This is a genomic window from Pseudomonas sp. CH235 (genome assembly GCF_004368175.1).
Taxonomy (GTDB): Bacteria; Pseudomonadota; Gammaproteobacteria; order Pseudomonadales; family Pseudomonadaceae; genus Aquipseudomonas; species Aquipseudomonas paraglycinae.
The window spans coordinates 1-14,611 of record NZ_RRZJ01000032.1 but is presented as its reverse complement, the minus strand read 5'-3'; the positions used below and the strand labels follow the sequence as shown (position 1 = coordinate 14,611).

The window sequence follows — 14,611 nt, the reverse complement described above, 5'->3', positions numbered from 1 at the left end:
CCGACGCATGAAGATCATCCGCAGCAAGACCTTCACCGCCGAGCGCGCCTGGGGCGCGCTCGACATCGCCAACATGAACGGCATCACCACGCGCCTGCACTGGACTGATCAGCCGTACAAATGGCACGTCAATGACGGTGAAGAAGTGTTTGTGGTGCTCGACGGCAAAGTGCTCATGCACTACCGCGAAGAAGGTGAGGAGAGGCAGGTCTTGCTTGATGTTGGCGACATCTTCTACGCGTCCATCGGCACTGAACACGTCGCTCATCCGCAGGGCGCGGCGCGGATTCTGGTGATCGAAACCGAAAGCAGTGTCTGACTGCATATCTACAAAACAGATAACGGTTAGAGATATTACCCGTTATATAGATATTCGATTCGGTTCTACCATGGGCTCAACCTCACCAGAGGACAGGAGTTCATGATGATTTGCCCCAACAGCGCCAAACCCGGCATCAAGCCATTCAGCCAGCTTCAGCACCCGCGTGAAGTGATTCGCCAATTCACCCCGAACTGGTTCGCCGCCACTATGGGCACCGGTGTGCTGGCGTTGGCGCTGGCGCAATTGCCGGTGTCCATTCCCGGCCTGCACGCCGTGGCCGAAGGGCTGTGGTTGTTCAACATTCTGTTGTTCGTGCTGTTTACCGTTGCCTACGCCGCCCGCTGGATTCTGTTCTTCGACGAGGCGCGGCGGATCTTCGGCCATTCCACGGTTTCGATGTTCTTCGGCACCATTCCGATGGGGCTGGCGACCATCATCAACGGTTTTCTGCTGTTCGGTCTGCCGCGCTGGGGTGAGGGCGTCATTCATCTCGTCGAAGTGCTGTGGTGGCTGGACGTGGCGATGTCGCTGGCCTGCGGTGTGCTGATCCCCTACATGATGTTTACCCGCCAGGAACACAGCATCGATCAGATGACCGCCGTCTGGCTGCTGCCGGTGGTGGCCGCGGAAGTGGCGGCGGCCAGCGGTGGACTGCTCGCGCCGCATCTCGCCGATGCCCATTCGCAACTGGTGGTGCTGGTGACCAGCTACGTGCTCTGGGCCTTTTCTCTGCCGGTGGCGTTCAGCATCCTGACCATCCTGTTGTTGCGCATGGCCTTGCACAAATTGCCCCACGAAAACATGGCGGCATCGAGCTGGCTGGCCCTGGGGCCAATCGGCACCGGCGCCCTGGGCATGTTGCTGCTGGGTGGCGACGCCCCGGCGATCTTCGCGGCCAACGGTCTGCCGGGCATCGGCGAAATGGCGTCGGGCCTGGGCCTGGTCGCCGGGATCACGCTGTGGGGCTTCGGTCTGTGGTGGATGCTGATGGCGCTGCTGATCACCGTGCGTTACCTGCGTGACGGCATTCCGTTCAACCTTGGCTGGTGGGGCTTCACCTTCCCGCTGGGCGTTTATTCGCTGGCAACCCTGAAACTGGGCAGCACGTTGCACCTGACGTTCTTCAGTGTGGCCGGTTGTGTACTGGTGACGTTGCTGGCGGTGATGTGGCTGATCGTCGGTAAACGTACGCTGCAAGGTGCATGGCGCGGCGAGCTGTTTGTTTCACCGTGCATTGCAGGTTTGAAGAAATAACCTGCAAAGATTAGGTAATGTGTGGCCTGGATCGCGGTTCGAGATTCTTATAAGCGTAGCCAGGCCACTCGCTACCTTCTCTTTCCAAAAACAACAGGGTCACACGGAAGATGAGTCACCCCTCACAGTTCAACCTGCTGCGCACCCGGCGCTTCCTGCCGTTCTTCATTACCCAGTCGCTGGGCGCGTTCAACGATAACGTGTTCAAGCAGTCGCTGATCCTCGCCATTCTCTATCGGCTGACCATCGAAGGTGACCGCTCCATCTGGGTCAACCTGTGCGCGCTGCTGTTTATTCTGCCGTTCTTCCTGTTTTCGGCGCTGGCCGGACAGTTTGGGGAAAAATTCGCCAAGGACGCGTTGATCCGTCTGATCAAGCTCGCAGAAATCGCCATCATGGCCGTGGGATCCGTCGGCTTCCTGTTCGATCACCTGTCGCTGATGCTGGTGGCGCTGTTCGCCATGGGCACGCACTCGGCGCTGTTCGGGCCGGTGAAGTATTCGATCCTGCCGCAGGCTTTGCGCGACGATGAACTGGTCGGCGGCAACGGGCTGGTGGAGATGGGCACGTTTCTGGCGATCCTGGCCGGGACCATCGGTGCCGGGGTGATGATGTCGTCGGCCAATTACGCGCCGGTGGTGTCCGCCGCGATTGTCGGCATCGCCGTGCTGGGTTATCTGGCCAGTCGCAGCATTCCCCGCGCCGCGGCGGCGACCCCGGAAATGCGCCTTAACTGGAACATCTTCAGTCAGTCCTGGGCGACCCTGAAACTCGGCCTGGGGCAGACACCTGCTGTGTCGCGCTCGATCGTTGGCAACTCGTGGTTCTGGTTCGTCGGGGCGATTTATCTGACGCAGATCCCGGCCTACGCCAAGGAATGGATGCACGGCGACGAAACCGTGGTCACCCTGATCCTTACCGTGTTTTCGGTCGGCATCGCACTGGGTTCGATGCTGTGCGAGAAGCTATCCGGACGCAAAGTCGAGATCGGCCTGGTGCCGTTTGGCTCGTTCGGCCTGACGGTTTTCGGGCTGTTGCTGTGGTGGCATTCCGGTGGAATTCCAGAAAGCGCTGTTGGCCATAGCTGGACCGAAGTGCTGAGTTTCGGCCATGCCTGGGCGGTGTTGATCGATGTGCTGGGCCTCGGGATCTTCGGCGGTTTCTATATTGTGCCGCTGTACGCGTTGATCCAGTCGCGCACTGCCGAGAACGAGCGGGCGCGGGTAATTGCGGCCAACAACATTCTCAACGCGCTGTTCATGGTGATCTCGGCGATTGTCACCATCGTGTTGTTGAGCGTGGTCAAGCTGTCGATTCCGCAGCTGTTTCTGGTGGTGTCGCTGCTCAACATCGGCGTCAACGCCTACATCTTCAAGATCGTCCCCGAGTTCAGCATGCGTTTCATGATCTGGTTGCTCAGCCATTCGATGTACCGCGTCGAGCATCGCAACCTTGAGGCGATTCCCGATGAGGGCGCTGCGTTGCTGGTGTGCAACCACGTGTCGTTCGTCGATGCGTTGCTGATTGGCGGCGCGGTGCGTCGGCCGATTCGTTTTGTCATGTACTACAAGATCTACAACCTGCCGGTGCTGAACTTTATCTTCCGCACGGCGGGGACGATTCCTATCGCCGGACGTCAGGAAGACATCCAGATCTACGAAAAAGCCTTCACCCGGATTGCCCAGTATCTGAAGGACGGTGAGCTGGTGTGCATCTTCCCGGAAGGCAAGTTGACCGCTGATGGCGAGATCAACGAGTTCAAGGGCGGGCTGACGCGGATTCTCGAAGAGACACCGGTGCCGGTGATTCCGCTGGCGTTGCAGGGGTTGTGGGGAAGTTTCTTCAGCCGCGATCCGAACAAGGGAGTGTTCCGGCGCTTGTGGTCGCGGGTGACGCTGGTGGCGGGTTCGCCGGTTGCTGTTGAAGCAGCGCAGCCAGCGGAGTTGCAGGCGTTGGTCGGGGAATTGCGCGGGACAGTCAGGTAGCTGTTGATTGTGCGGGCCTTATCGCGAGCGGGCTCGCTCCCACATTGGAACTGTAAATGCAGAACTACTGTGGGAGCGAGCCTGCTCGCGATAGCGGCAGTGAATCAGGCGCTGACCTTGAGCCCGATCAACCCGGTGACGATCAACGCCACGCTGGCCAGGCGAATCAACGCCATCGATTCGCCAAACAGAATGATCCCGGCAATCACCGTGCCCACGGCACCGACGCCAGTCCAGATCGCATAGGCCGTGCCCAGTGGCAATTCCTTCATTGCCAGACCCAGCAGGCCAAGGCTGACTGCCATGGCGGCAACGGTGAGAACGGTCGGAAGCGGACGGGTGAAACCGTCGGTGTATTTCAGGCCGACGGCCCAGCCGACTTCGAACAGGCCGGCGAAAAACAGAATGATCCAGGACATGAAAAACCTCCATCGATTGACGGGGCCGTCCCCAGATTGAAAACTCGATTGAGCCGCAGGGTCGTCCCCGCGTGGCGCACATACTACCGAAAATTGTGCGCCGCGCCTTGATCCGGGATCAGTCGGCCGCCTGTTGCGCCAGAGTCTCACGGTCTTGTTTTTCGCTCATCCGTCGGAAGTACGTCGAAAGCAGCGCCCCGGAAATGTTGTGCCACACACTGAACAGCGCGCTCGGCACCGCCGCCAGCGGCGAGAAGTGTGCACTGGCCAGCGCAGCCCCCAACCCCGAGTTCTGCATGCCGACTTCCAGCGCCAGGGACTTGCGCTGCGGCAGCGGCAGGCCGAACAGGCGCCCGGTGAAATAACCCAGCAGATAACCGAAACTGTTGTGCAGCATCACCACGGCCATGATCAGCAGGCCGGATTCGGCGATCTTCGCCTGACTGGCAGCAACCACGGCGGCAACGATGATCACGATGCTGACCACCGACACCAGCGGCAGCACTTCCACCGCGTGGCGGACCTTGTCACCGAGCACGCGTTGCGCGACCACGCCGAGGACAATTGGTAGCAGCACCACTTGCAGGATCGACCAGAACAACTCCATGAACGAAACCGGCAACCAGGCCGAGGCCAGCAGCCAGATCAGCGCCGGGGTCAGCAGCGGGGCGAGGAGGGTGGTGACGGCGGCGATGGCCACCGACAGCGCCAGGTCGCCACGGGCCAGCCAGGTCATGACGTTCGATGAGGTGCCGCTTGGGCAGCAACCGACCAGAATCACGCCGACGGCGATTTCCGGCGGCAGATGAAAGATCTGGCACAGCAGCCATGCCATCCCCGGCATGATCACGAAATGCGCGACCACGCCCAGCGCCACACGCCACGGATGGCGGGCGACGGCGGCGAAGTCGTCGAGTTTGAGGGTCAGGCCCATGCCGAACATCACCAGCCCGAGCAACGGCACGATCGCGCCTTTGAGGCCGAGGAACCAGGCCGGTTGCAGGAACGCGATCATCGCGAAAATCAGAACCCAGTAAGCGAAGGTGTTGCCGACAAAACGACTCAGTGCAGCCAGTGCGCGCATGGCCTGTTCCTTATTATGTGAAAACGCCACCGAAGCGGTGGCGTTTGAAGATAACCCAAAGACTGCGCAGAGGCTTAGATCCCCTGCGGAGTCTCTTCGCCGCCCAGTGCTTCAACCAGCGCCGGCAGGAAGTCGCCGAACGTCAGCATCATCAGGGTGAAGCTGGCGTCCAGTTGGCCGAGGGCTTCGTCGCCGCCGTCCTGTTCCGCCTGATCCTGCAGCAGATCTTCGAACTTCAGGCGCTTGACGGTCATCTTGTCGTCGAGCATGAACGACAGCTTGTCCTGCCAGGCCAGCGACAGTTGAGTCACCACCTTGCCGGTGCTCAGGTGCAGCTGGATTTCTTCGCTGGTCAGGTCCTGACGCTTGCAACGCACGATGCCGCCGTCTTCGTGGGTGTCGCGCAGTTCGCATTCGTCCAGCACGAAGAAGTCCGGGGCGGCTTGCTGGGTGGTGACCCATTCGGTCATCACGGCGGTCGGCGCGGTTTTCACGGTCAGCGGGCGAACCGGCAGGGTGCCGATCACTTCACGCAGGGTGGAGAGCAGGTCTTCGGCTCGTTTCGGGCTGGCCGAGTTGACCAGGATCAGACCCTGTTTCGGCGCGATGGCGGCGAAGGTCGACGAGCGGCGGATAAAGGCGCGCGGCAGGAAGGCCTGGATGATTTCATCCTTGATCTGATCGCGCTCCTTCTTATAGACCTTGCGCATCTGCTCGGCTTCGATCTCTTCGACCTTTTCCTTGACCGCGTCACGCACGACGCTGCCCGGCAGGATGCGTTCTTCTTTACGGGCGGAGATCAGCAGGAAGTCACCGCTGACGTGCACCAGTGGAGCATCTTCGCCCTTGCCGAACGGCGCGACGAAACCGTAGGTGGTCAACTCCTGGCTTGCACATGGACGCGCCAGTTTGGTGGCCAGTGCAGTTTCCAGCGCCTCGGCATCGACAGGCAGGTCTTGGGTCAGGCGATAGATAAGCAGGTTTTTGAACCACATGGGGTGAGTCTCTCCTTTATACAAAGGGGGGCATTATTGTCTTCGCCGGGTCATAGGCCAACCCTTCTCTAAGCCTTTGGAAGGGCTGAGAAAATTATTTAAAAAAGTGCTTGCCAGAGGTTGGGTCGCTCCGTAGAATGCGCGCCACACCGAAGCGAAGGGTGATTAGCTCAGCTGGGAGAGCGTCTGCCTTACAAGCAGAATGTCGGCGGTTCGATCCCGTCATCACCCACCATTCGTTTCAAGTGTTTAGCGCAGCGGTAGTTCAGTCGGTTAGAATACCGGCCTGTCACGCCGGGGGTCGCGGGTTCGAGTCCCGTCCGCTGCGCCATATTCGGTAACCTGGAACACTGAACGCCAGGTCACCACGGAAAAACCCGCCAAGGCGGGTTTTTTTCTGCCTCGAGTTGTACATGCGGGATGTGTCGTTTCACGGTTTTCGGATTTATTTGAAAAAAACTTCAATTAAATCAACACATTACGAAAATCTGTGGCATAATGCGCCCCGTAACGAAGCGAAGGGTGATTAGCTCAGCTGGGAGAGCGTCTGCCTTACAAGCAGAATGTCGGCGGTTCGATCCCGTCATCACCCACCATTCGTTTCAAGCGTTTCGCGCAGCGGTAGTTCAGTCGGTTAGAATACCGGCCTGTCACGCCGGGGGTCGCGGGTTCGAGTCCCGTCCGCTGCGCCATATTCGGTAATCTGGAACACTGAACGCCAGATCACCACAGAAAGCCCGCCTAGCGCGGGCTTTTTGCTGTCCGGGATTTGGCTTTTGCCGGCCTGAACATGAGAAAGCGACCTTTGAAGGTCGCTTTTTTCGTTTCTGGCGCTGCTATTGCGCCGAGTTGCGGCTGTGGCGGTAATCGCTGACCGCTTCATACACCGCCTTGCGCAGGCGGTTGATCCCGCCAATCGGGCGATGAGCGTCGATGCCGAACCAAGGGTTGAAGGAAAGGTTGTCGCATTGCAGGTTCAGCGCCGGGGTGTCGAAGTCCTGCGGGGGCAGGGTGATCCGCGCCACTGTCTGGAATGGGCTGTCCTGCTCGCGCCATTCGATGCTGGTGTCTTCGATCGGCATGTACTTGTTCGCGTCCTGCCGCTGAATTTGCAACACGAAACACGCCGGAATCCGGTCGGTGGACAGCTGTTGATTCAGCGCATTGCGCAGGAAGTTCGGCAGATCGTGGTTCTGTTTCGGCAAGGTATAAGCGGGGCAGCGCTCCGGATCCGGCATCACCCGGAACTTGGCATTGGCCTCGCCGAACTTGTAGGGCGATACCGAGAAATAGGTCGTGCGGGTCGGGCTTTCCGGCGGTGGCGATAGGGTTGCCAATGCAATGAACAAATGCCGGATCTGCCAGCTGCGCGGATCCCACCCCGGAAAAAACGCCATGACCTTCTTGCCGTCAGCCTGCGCCGCCACATTCTGACGATACTCGGCGACATCGCTGACAAAGAAGTTCGGGTGACTGAACATCACGAAATCCTGCTCGTGCAGCCCCTGACGGTCCCCCAGCAACTGCTTGCCCGGCACATCGAGCAATTTGAGCGCCATGCCCCGGGCATCGCGGATGCTGTCGAATTGCGGATAGGCGTTGCCGTTGGACAGGCGCATCGTCGCTTTCCACAGCTTGCCCGGTTCGCTGAAAACGCCCTGGCGCAATTCCTGAGCCAGATCCGGCAACACCTGCACATCGGCCTTCACGCAGCCATGAGCCTTGGCATGTGCATCGCGCAGGTAGCGGGTGCTTTCGCGGTGCTGATCGACGATGCGCACGGCGGTCTGAATCACGTCCTGGGTCATGGCGGCTTCGCCATCTGGAATCTGCTCCAGCGCCGACACCGGGCCACGGTGCTGCCAGGCGAACCACGCGCTGGTCAGGGCCCAGCCGATCAGGCCGATCACCAGCAGGATCAACAGGGTTTTACCCAGTAACCGTCCCAGCCAGAGCCAGAAACGCGCCAGTATCGAAGGTCTTGTGAAGGAATTGAAGATCATGGCAGTTGCGCCTCCAGCGGGCCGCCCAGCACTTTCAGGTATTCCAGCAGCGCCCAGCGCTCTTCTGGCTGCAGCAGTCGGCCGATGACGCCGTTGCCGCGCTCGCCGGCGCGGAATTCGTGGCCGCTGTTGTGGTTGCCGGTGATGCGGGTGTCGAACAGGAAACCGTTGGTGAAGGCTTCGGTGCGGTAGCCCAGATGGCGCGGGTCGTATTCGAAGGTGCCTTTATAGAAGGTGGTGGCGCGCTCGTCCTGAGGCGACAGCAACTGATAAAGGCTCGGCACCGAGCCGTTGTGCAGGAACGGGGCCGTGGCCCATACGCCGGCAAGCGGACGCGCCTTGTAGGCAACTTTTTCGCGAACGCCGATCGGCAGACCGAAGCCGTCGAGCTGTGGTTTCTCGGCGGCGGTGACGCCTGCTTCACGGTACGCACGGTTTTCCACGAAGGCGGTGACGTAAGCCAGTCCCTTGGCCACTGACAGCTGGCTGAGGTCCAGCGGTTCCTTGGGTTTGGGGTGCAACTTCACGTCCATTTGTTCGAGTTCCGCCGGGTTCCATTGCAGGGCGGTCAGGTCGAAACGGTGATTGGCAATGTTGTTGGCGGAGTTCGGGTCGGTGCCGATGACGTCCACCGGGAGCATGCGCAGATGTTGCACCCAGCGCTCGCCGTCCTGGGTCTGGCGCGGTACGTGGCACCCGGCGCAATTCTCGGCGAACAGGGCTCGCCCCTTGGCTGCCAAGGGTTTGTCGACGAGCCCAAGTACCTCTTCAGGCCAGGCTGGCGGTCGCAGTTTTTGCAGGGTTTCTTCGATCGTGTGCAGATCACGCACACGCACGCTGGAGGCATAGCGGTCATCGCCCTGCAGCGGCTGGCCGTTGGCGTCGAAGAAATTCAGGGTGGCGCCGACGCCCAAAGCCTCGCCGATATTGCGCGCCATCGGTTGTTGCGCCGAACCGTTCCACTGCACCCAGTCGAACGTCCACATGTCCCACAGTTGCGGGTAATCCACCGGGGCGTTGGCCACGCGGTAGTTGTCCGGGGAAATCGCGTCGCCGAAGGTCGCGTTGGCGATACGCCCGAACGCGTCGGTGCGGCCCGGGCCTTCTTCGGTGGGGTAGAGGCCGCGATGGGTGTCGTTCCAGGCCACTTTGATGAAGTTGTTCAGTGAGTGTTTGAAGTCTTTGCGCAGTTGTTCGTGGCGGGCGTCGTAGTCGTTGCCCAGCACGTGGCGAGCGAAGCGTTCGAATTTCCACGGGTTGTAGTAAGTCGAGGTAAGACTGGCGACCAATGCCTGTCCGAAACTGCCGCCGCGCAATGTAGGAACGCTGGAGGGCAACACATGCTGGGCCGAGCCGCCGTCAATACGGATTGCCTGGCCATTGAAGTGCAGTTCACCGGTGTGGCAGGCCGCACACGTGATGTCGAGATATTGCTCGGCGCTGCCGGGATTCTGGTGCCGGGCGAAACCTACCGGCAGATTCCCCGGGTTGTCCGGCGTGGCTTTCTGCTGCGGATCGATCAGAAAGCCGAAGCGCGCGAGGTATTCCGGGGAGGCAAAACGTTGCTGCGAGAATGGCAGCTCCAGCGCCTGAAACCATTCGTAACGAAGGCCTTTGACCTGCGTTCCCTGCGGAGTGAAGTAGTAGGTCTGGCGCTCTTGCTCAGTCCACTGGTTCAGGTAATGCACCTGTTTTGCGGGCGCAGGGAAGGGCAATCTCGGATTGGCGACATAGTAAAGAACCACCGCCAGGACCAGTCCCAGCAGCACCACGATCAGCGTCAGCACACGGTATAAGAGGCGCAAGATGAACATCCTTGTCGAGTTGTTGCGCTGTTATGCCTGAGCCGAGTCATGTGCGGCAAGTGGCCATTACGCCAAGTGTTGTGGGAAGCGGCATCAATTGCTGTCGGCGAAAGATGACAGAAGCTTCATCGTGCCTTTCGCCAAATGCTTTTTAATCCCTGAACTTATCGGAAGATTCCTGCTCTCATGCCGGTAGCCATTGGTCGTGGCGGCCTGATAAGCTCGCGGCTTTACTCGATTGCCCTTTCGGCGCATGAACAAGGAAATAGCATGAAACAGCATCGGTTGGCGGCGGCGGTTGCCCTGGTTAGCCTGGTACTCGCGGGTTGTGATTCGCAGACCAGCGTAGAGCTGAAAACCCCGGCGCAAAAAGCTTCCTACGGTATCGGCCTGAACATGGGCAAGAGCCTTGCTCAGGAAGGCATGGATGATCTGGACTCCAAAGCGGTAGCCCAGGGCATCGAAGATGCCGTCGGCAAGAAAGAACAGAAGCTGAAAGATGAAGAACTGGTCGAAGCTTTCGCCGCGCTGCAAAAGCGTGCCGAAGAGCGCATGGCCAAGATGAGCGAAGAGTCGGCAGCCGCCGGCAAGAAATTCCTCGAAGAAAACGGCAAGAAAGCCGGCGTGACCACCACCGCTTCCGGTCTGCAGTACGAAGTGGTCAAGAAAGCCGACGGCCCACAGCCTAAGCCGACCGACGTCGTGACCGTTCACTACACCGGCAAGCTGACCAACGGCACCGTTTTCGACAGCTCCGTCGAGCGCGGCAGCCCGATCGATCTGCCGGTCAGCGGTGTGATCCCGGGTTGGGTAGAAGGCCTGCAACTGATGCACGTTGGCGAGAAGTACAAGCTGTACATCCCTAGCGATCTGGCTTACGGCGCACAATCGCCGAGCCCGGCAATCCCGGCCAACTCGGTTCTGGTTTTCGACCTGGAACTGCTGGCCATCAAGGATCCAGCCAAAGAAGACGCCGCCGCCAAGTAATCTGCGCCGGTTTCAACAACAACGCCTCGCTTATGCGGGGCGTTGTTGCATCTGGACGATGGTCGGCGTAAACAGACCGAACCGATGCCGGTCATGGCAGTCCTAGACTTTAAGGTTGCCCGCGCTAGACGCCCGGGGCTGCCAAGTCAATGAAATATTGAGATTTTTTATGTGAGTAAAAAACGCCCGATCTGAGCGCAGCCCTTATGAAACGGGGCTCTCAGCGCTGAAATGCAGCTCTGTTCACAAGGTTATCCACAATTTGTGTGGATAACATTTCAACGGGAGAAATAAATGAAAGCGCCGTGGAATTTCGCCCGATTCCTGCCTTTGGCCGGACGCCTGCTGGCTCGAGGTCGCTTGCCGACCTTGTTGTTCGCCGTGGCCAGCAAAGGCGCCGCTCAGGGCAATCGTCTCGGCAAGCTGAAGGACGATCTGCGTCTGTTGCAGGCGTTGTGTCTGGCGTACTGGCGCGGCGAGTACCGTGCGATCAGCGCCAAGGCCATCGTTTCGGTGGTGGCGGGTCTGATGTACTTCCTCAGTCCGGTGGATGCGATCCCGGATTTCATTCCCATGTTCGGCATGCTCGATGACATCGCCGTCCTCGCCTGGCTGATGAAAACCCTCGACGATGAACTGAATGCCTTCCGCCTGTGGCGCCAGCGCCAGGCTCCGGAAAAGCTCAGAGTGGTCGAGCGTCTGCCCGATACACCCGAGCAACTTCAGCTTCAGGGGCCGAAAAAGTCCTGAATCGCGACAGCCTCGTACACAGATAGATACCCCCCACGACCTTGGCCGCTGTTAGGATTACACTTCTAGGGAAAAGTGCCGACTCGCTAAGTGTTGTTGTCCTACGGGGTAGTCATGGATATTCAGATAATTGCACGCGATGGCGAGCCCGAATATGCGGTTCTGCCATGGGCTCAGTATCAGGCTCTACTGAAAGCAGCAGGCATCAACGAAGCACCGTCGCAACTGGCTCCAGCGCCGCTTGCGGCAACCCCGGACCCGATTCTTCCAGGTCTGGATCAGTTACGCAGTTTGCGCGAAGGGAAGGGCATCGCCATCGAGGCGCTGGCCCGCACGGTAGGCATCAGCCCGTCTTACCTGGCCATGATCGAAAGTGGCGAGCGTCTGCCCGACGCCGCGATTCGCCGCAGCCTGGCCTGGGAGTTGACGGTGCCAGGGTGGAGGGAACAATCGTGAGCGTACGCATCAGTCGTCAACATTGGGACGGATTGCTGGGGGAGCTGGATCAGGCGCGCAGGCAGCGCCATCTTTTGACTTATCGAGCCTTGCTTGAACGCCTGCAACTGCCCACGCCGGCCATGCAGACATTGACCGCGGCACTTGAGCATCTCGCCGCACTGGACGCGAAAGCCGAACAACCGTTGCGCAGCTCGCTGGTGATCAGCCAGGGTGCCAGCCGCCTGCCACGCACCGGTTTCTTTGAGTGTGTCGAGCGTCTGGGGCGCTTTTCCGGGCCGTCCGACGGCGTTGCCGCCGCCTCCTGGCATGCTTCGGAAGTGGTGCGGGTGTTTGAGTACGAGTACCCGGAATCGGCGGAGGCCTGAGTGTTTTTACGACTCAAGGCGCGGGCAAGTTACTGGCTGGCCCGTAGGCTGTTTCACTGGTCGTGGTTTGTCCGTCAGCCCCGCGGCTGGCGCTGGCTCGAAGGGCAGTTTGCGCGCATGGCCAATCTGGGCGATGTCGGCGCGCAGAGTTTTTACGGGCACATCCTGACGTTTCGCGGGGTTGGCCTGGGCGCACGTGAGGAAGGTGTGCGGTTGTTGCGACTGGCTGCGCTGGCCGGGGATGGCAAGGCGGCGTATCAAGTCGGTGTCATCAGTCTTGCAGGTACGCCGAGCAAAGCGCCAGATCCTTCGGAGGCCGCTCGCTGGTGGACCATGGCCGCGAAGGCCGGGCATCCGTTGGCGGAGCTCAAGTTGAAAGAGCTGGCCGGCCGAGACGCTTCTCAATAAGCAAATCATCTGTTCCGTGAACGGGGCGTGAGGGAAACCTCCCGCCCCGTTTTTGCGTCTGCAGTTCGATAAAAATCAGTTACAGACTTCTCCTACATCCTTCGCCTACTCGCCTGACTTCTTTTCTGTTTGATCCCCCGCAAAGTCCCTCGCCTGATTTTTGCGCGAGGGAACGCACATGTTTGACCCGGTTTTTCGTTTCGCCATGCGCATGGAGATGCGCTGATGGATGCCGTCACCCGCATCGAGCAAGAACTCGACAGCTTTCCCCGCACCCTCGATCTCTATCGCGAACAGCTGAAGCACTGGCTCAGCCGCTCGGCAGACACTGTCAGTCATACGGCCGATCTGCCGTCGCTGATGGGGATGGAGCGGATCATCCGTTTCGGCGAGCGCAGCACGGCGGTTGCGATAGACGACGGCCGTTTTTCTTCTGCGGTCGTGCAATGCCCGGAAAGCGGGCCGATGGAGATCGAGAGCAAGTTCGAGTCGGCGTACGACATTCCGTTGGGCGACATCGTTGTCGATGTGGTGGCGGTGGAGGGCGGTGCAGTCGAGTCGGTCACCCTCAATGCTCAGGGCAAAGGGGAGTTCACCGGTGAGGCGGGCAAGTTCTACCGGGTGGTGGTGCACGGCGAGGCCAGCGAGCAGCAGGTTGATGCGCTTTTCGAATCCTACGATGGCCTGACTCGGCAGCTGGATGGCTGGCTGCGCAGCGAGTGGCAGGGATTCAAGCCGCAATGGTCGCAGTCGGTGGCCACCGCGGCCGGGAACGGCATGCTGGCCGGGAGCTGGGCAGCGATCGAGGGAGTGTGGGACAGCATCGGGTTGCTGTCGGAAATTCTCCAGGATCCTGGGAAGTTTGCCGAGCGGTTGGGCAGTGGCGCCGCACAGTTGATCGCGCTGGCAGAAACAGCGCCTGAAATGATGGAGAAGCTTCAGTTACTGGTCAGTGACGAGGCGGCGCTGTGTTTGTTGCTGCGTACTTCCAGCCTCTGGCTGGAAATGCTGCCTCCCAATGAGATTGCCGGGAAAACCGCCGAGGCGGTATCGATGGTGGTGGTTCAACTGCTGATCGATGTGTTGATCGGCGTTGTGCTGACCTTTGTCGGTGCCGGGGCGGGGATTGCGTATCTGACCTTGCGTCTGGCGGAGCGTGGCGCTCAGTTGCTGTCGGCGGTGGCGCGCCTGGTGAAGGCGATGTTCGGCATCGTCAGCACCTTCATCGGCTACGTGAACCAGTACAAATCCGTCGCCGCACGGGGCATTGCTGCCGGGGTGAAAAAGGGGCGCATGCAATTGCGCTGGGATGCCCGGCGCAATGCCTTCCTGAAAAAAGACGAGCACCACGACGACAAGCCGGATCAGGCGAAGAACCCCAACGGTGACAGTGCCGATTGTGCGCCGCTGACCTGCACCAACGGCTGTCCGGTGTCGATGGTCACCGGCGAAGAGTTGTTGACACTGACCGATGGCGTGCTCGATGGGCTGTTGCCGTTCGAGTTCAGCCGCTTGTACCGCAGCAGCGCGGCCGAGATTGATGTCGGGCTGGGGTTTGGCTGGAGTCATTCGCTGGCGCATCGGCTGGAGGTTGATGGCGATGGCGTGGTCTGGATTGACCACGAGAACCGGCGTACGCGGTTTCCGCTGCCGAGTGTCGAGCGGCCGGCGATACACAACAGCCTGTCGCGGGCGGCGATCTTTCTCGGGGATGAGCCGGAGGAGTTGATTGTTGCGCTGGCGGGGGACGCGGCGCGGTTTTATCACTTTCGGGC

14 protein-coding genes and 4 tRNA genes are annotated in these 14,611 nt (G+C 60.1%); 13 read left to right on the top strand and 5 right to left on the bottom strand.

The features are described from left to right. The first annotated feature begins 7 nt into the window (after window positions 1–7). The 3 genes from EIY71_RS24225 to EIY71_RS24215 all read left to right on the top strand — a co-directional run bounded on the left by EIY71_RS24225 (window position 8) and on the right by EIY71_RS24215 (window position 3,561). Window positions 8–319, top strand: a complete 312-nt coding sequence (locus EIY71_RS24225) for a cupin domain-containing protein (protein ID WP_134023442.1) — start codon at window positions 8–10, stop codon at window positions 317–319. Window positions 320–424: 105 nt separating this feature from the next. Further along, window positions 425–1,576 carry a TDT family transporter gene (locus EIY71_RS24220; RefSeq protein ID WP_134023440.1) on the top strand — a complete coding sequence of 384 codons (1,152 nt, stop codon included), beginning with the start codon at window positions 425–427 and terminating at the stop codon, window positions 1,574–1,576. Window positions 1,577–1,686: 110 nt separating this feature from the next. Then, on the top strand, window positions 1,687–3,561 hold the full coding sequence (locus EIY71_RS24215; protein WP_085747051.1) for an MFS transporter: 1,875 nt from the start codon (window positions 1,687–1,689) through the stop codon (window positions 3,559–3,561). Between the two features lie 104 nt (window positions 3,562–3,665). Here the strand turns inward: EIY71_RS24215 and sugE are convergent, their stop codons facing one another. From sugE to rdgC, 3 genes are all read right to left on the bottom strand, one after another. Then, window positions 3,666–3,980 carry a quaternary ammonium compound efflux SMR transporter SugE gene (sugE, locus tag EIY71_RS24210; RefSeq protein ID WP_039769847.1) on the bottom strand — a complete coding sequence of 105 codons (315 nt, stop codon included), beginning with the start codon at window positions 3,978–3,980 and terminating at the stop codon, window positions 3,666–3,668. 118 nt (window positions 3,981–4,098) lie between these two features. Continuing rightward, window positions 4,099–5,064, bottom strand: coding sequence for a bile acid:sodium symporter family protein (locus EIY71_RS24205; RefSeq protein ID WP_085747050.1), 966 nt, complete (start codon window positions 5,062–5,064; stop codon window positions 4,099–4,101). A gap of 74 nt (window positions 5,065–5,138) precedes the next feature. After that, window positions 5,139–6,059 (bottom strand): recombination-associated protein RdgC, encoded by a 921-nt coding sequence (gene rdgC / locus EIY71_RS24200; protein ID WP_007950430.1) that lies wholly within the window; start codon window positions 6,057–6,059, stop codon window positions 5,139–5,141. Window positions 6,060–6,218: 159 nt separating this feature from the next. Here rdgC and EIY71_RS24195 point away from each other — a divergent pair. The 4 genes from EIY71_RS24195 (at window position 6,219) to EIY71_RS24180 (ending at window position 6,751) form a co-directional block, all read left to right on the top strand. After that, window positions 6,219–6,294, top strand: a tRNA-Val gene (locus EIY71_RS24195). Window positions 6,295–6,313: 19 nt separating this feature from the next. Further along, window positions 6,314–6,390, top strand: a tRNA-Asp gene (locus EIY71_RS24190). 189 nt (window positions 6,391–6,579) lie between these two features. Next, a tRNA-Val gene (locus EIY71_RS24185) sits at window positions 6,580–6,655 on the top strand. Window positions 6,656–6,674: 19 nt separating this feature from the next. Further along, a tRNA-Asp gene (locus tag EIY71_RS24180) sits at window positions 6,675–6,751 on the top strand. Window positions 6,752–6,895: 144 nt separating this feature from the next. On the opposite strand, the gene EIY71_RS24175 is transcribed toward EIY71_RS24180, so the two are convergent. Together EIY71_RS24175 and EIY71_RS24170 are read right to left on the bottom strand one after the other, a co-directional pair. Continuing rightward, on the bottom strand, window positions 6,896–8,032 hold the full coding sequence (locus tag EIY71_RS24175; protein ID WP_178083795.1) for a catalase family protein: 1,137 nt from the start codon (window positions 8,030–8,032) through the stop codon (window positions 6,896–6,898). Between the two features lie 26 nt (window positions 8,033–8,058). After that, window positions 8,059–9,867: a di-heme-cytochrome C peroxidase gene (locus tag EIY71_RS24170; protein ID WP_134023436.1), complete on the bottom strand. Its 1,809-nt coding sequence runs from the start codon at window positions 9,865–9,867 to the stop codon at window positions 8,059–8,061. 270 nt (window positions 9,868–10,137) lie between these two features. Between EIY71_RS24170 and EIY71_RS24165 the strand changes: the two genes are divergently transcribed. From EIY71_RS24165 to EIY71_RS24140, 6 genes are all read left to right on the top strand, one after another. Further along, window positions 10,138–10,854, top strand: a complete 717-nt coding sequence (locus tag EIY71_RS24165) for an FKBP-type peptidyl-prolyl cis-trans isomerase (RefSeq protein ID WP_007950433.1) — start codon at window positions 10,138–10,140, stop codon at window positions 10,852–10,854. 294 nt (window positions 10,855–11,148) lie between these two features. Continuing rightward, window positions 11,149–11,604 carry a YkvA family protein gene (locus tag EIY71_RS24160; protein ID WP_007950434.1) on the top strand — a complete coding sequence of 152 codons (456 nt, stop codon included), beginning with the start codon at window positions 11,149–11,151 and terminating at the stop codon, window positions 11,602–11,604. Between the two features lie 114 nt (window positions 11,605–11,718). Next, on the top strand, window positions 11,719–12,060 hold the full coding sequence (locus EIY71_RS24155) for a helix-turn-helix transcriptional regulator (protein WP_102688669.1): 342 nt from the start codon (window positions 11,719–11,721) through the stop codon (window positions 12,058–12,060). Beyond that, on the top strand, window positions 12,057–12,428 hold the full coding sequence (locus tag EIY71_RS24150) for a hypothetical protein (RefSeq protein WP_003223109.1): 372 nt from the start codon (window positions 12,057–12,059) through the stop codon (window positions 12,426–12,428). The genes EIY71_RS24155 and EIY71_RS24150 overlap by 4 nt, the downstream gene beginning before the upstream one ends. Next, entirely contained in the window at window positions 12,429–12,836 is a 408-nt protein-coding gene (locus EIY71_RS24145; RefSeq protein WP_085608825.1) for an SEL1-like repeat protein, read from the top strand. 225 nt (window positions 12,837–13,061) lie between these two features. Beyond that, the coding region (locus EIY71_RS24140; RefSeq protein ID WP_256661106.1) for a DUF6531 domain-containing protein at window positions 13,062–14,611 on the top strand (1,550 nt) is incomplete at its 3' end.

Excerpts from the sequence above, each read along its gene's own strand:
- EIY71_RS24160 (WP_007950434.1), top strand. The coding sequence starts at position 11,149 with ATGAAAGCGCCGTGGAATTTCGCCCGATTCCTGCCTTTGGCCGGACGC.
- EIY71_RS24225 (WP_134023442.1), top strand. The coding sequence starts at position 8 with ATGAAGATCATCCGCAGCAAGACCTTCACCGCCGAGCGCGCCTGGGGC.
- sugE (WP_039769847.1), bottom strand. The coding sequence starts at position 3,980 with ATGTCCTGGATCATTCTGTTTTTCGCCGGCCTGTTCGAAGTCGGCTGG.
- EIY71_RS24220 (WP_134023440.1), top strand. The coding sequence starts at position 425 with ATGATTTGCCCCAACAGCGCCAAACCCGGCATCAAGCCATTCAGCCAG.
- EIY71_RS24205 (WP_085747050.1), bottom strand. The coding sequence starts at position 5,064 with ATGCGCGCACTGGCTGCACTGAGTCGTTTTGTCGGCAACACCTTCGCT.
- EIY71_RS24155 (WP_102688669.1), top strand. The coding sequence starts at position 11,719 with ATGGATATTCAGATAATTGCACGCGATGGCGAGCCCGAATATGCGGTT.
- EIY71_RS24215 (WP_085747051.1), top strand. The coding sequence starts at position 1,687 with ATGAGTCACCCCTCACAGTTCAACCTGCTGCGCACCCGGCGCTTCCTG.
- rdgC (WP_007950430.1), bottom strand. The coding sequence starts at position 6,059 with ATGTGGTTCAAAAACCTGCTTATCTATCGCCTGACCCAAGACCTGCCT.
- EIY71_RS24165 (WP_007950433.1), top strand. The coding sequence starts at position 10,138 with ATGAAACAGCATCGGTTGGCGGCGGCGGTTGCCCTGGTTAGCCTGGTA.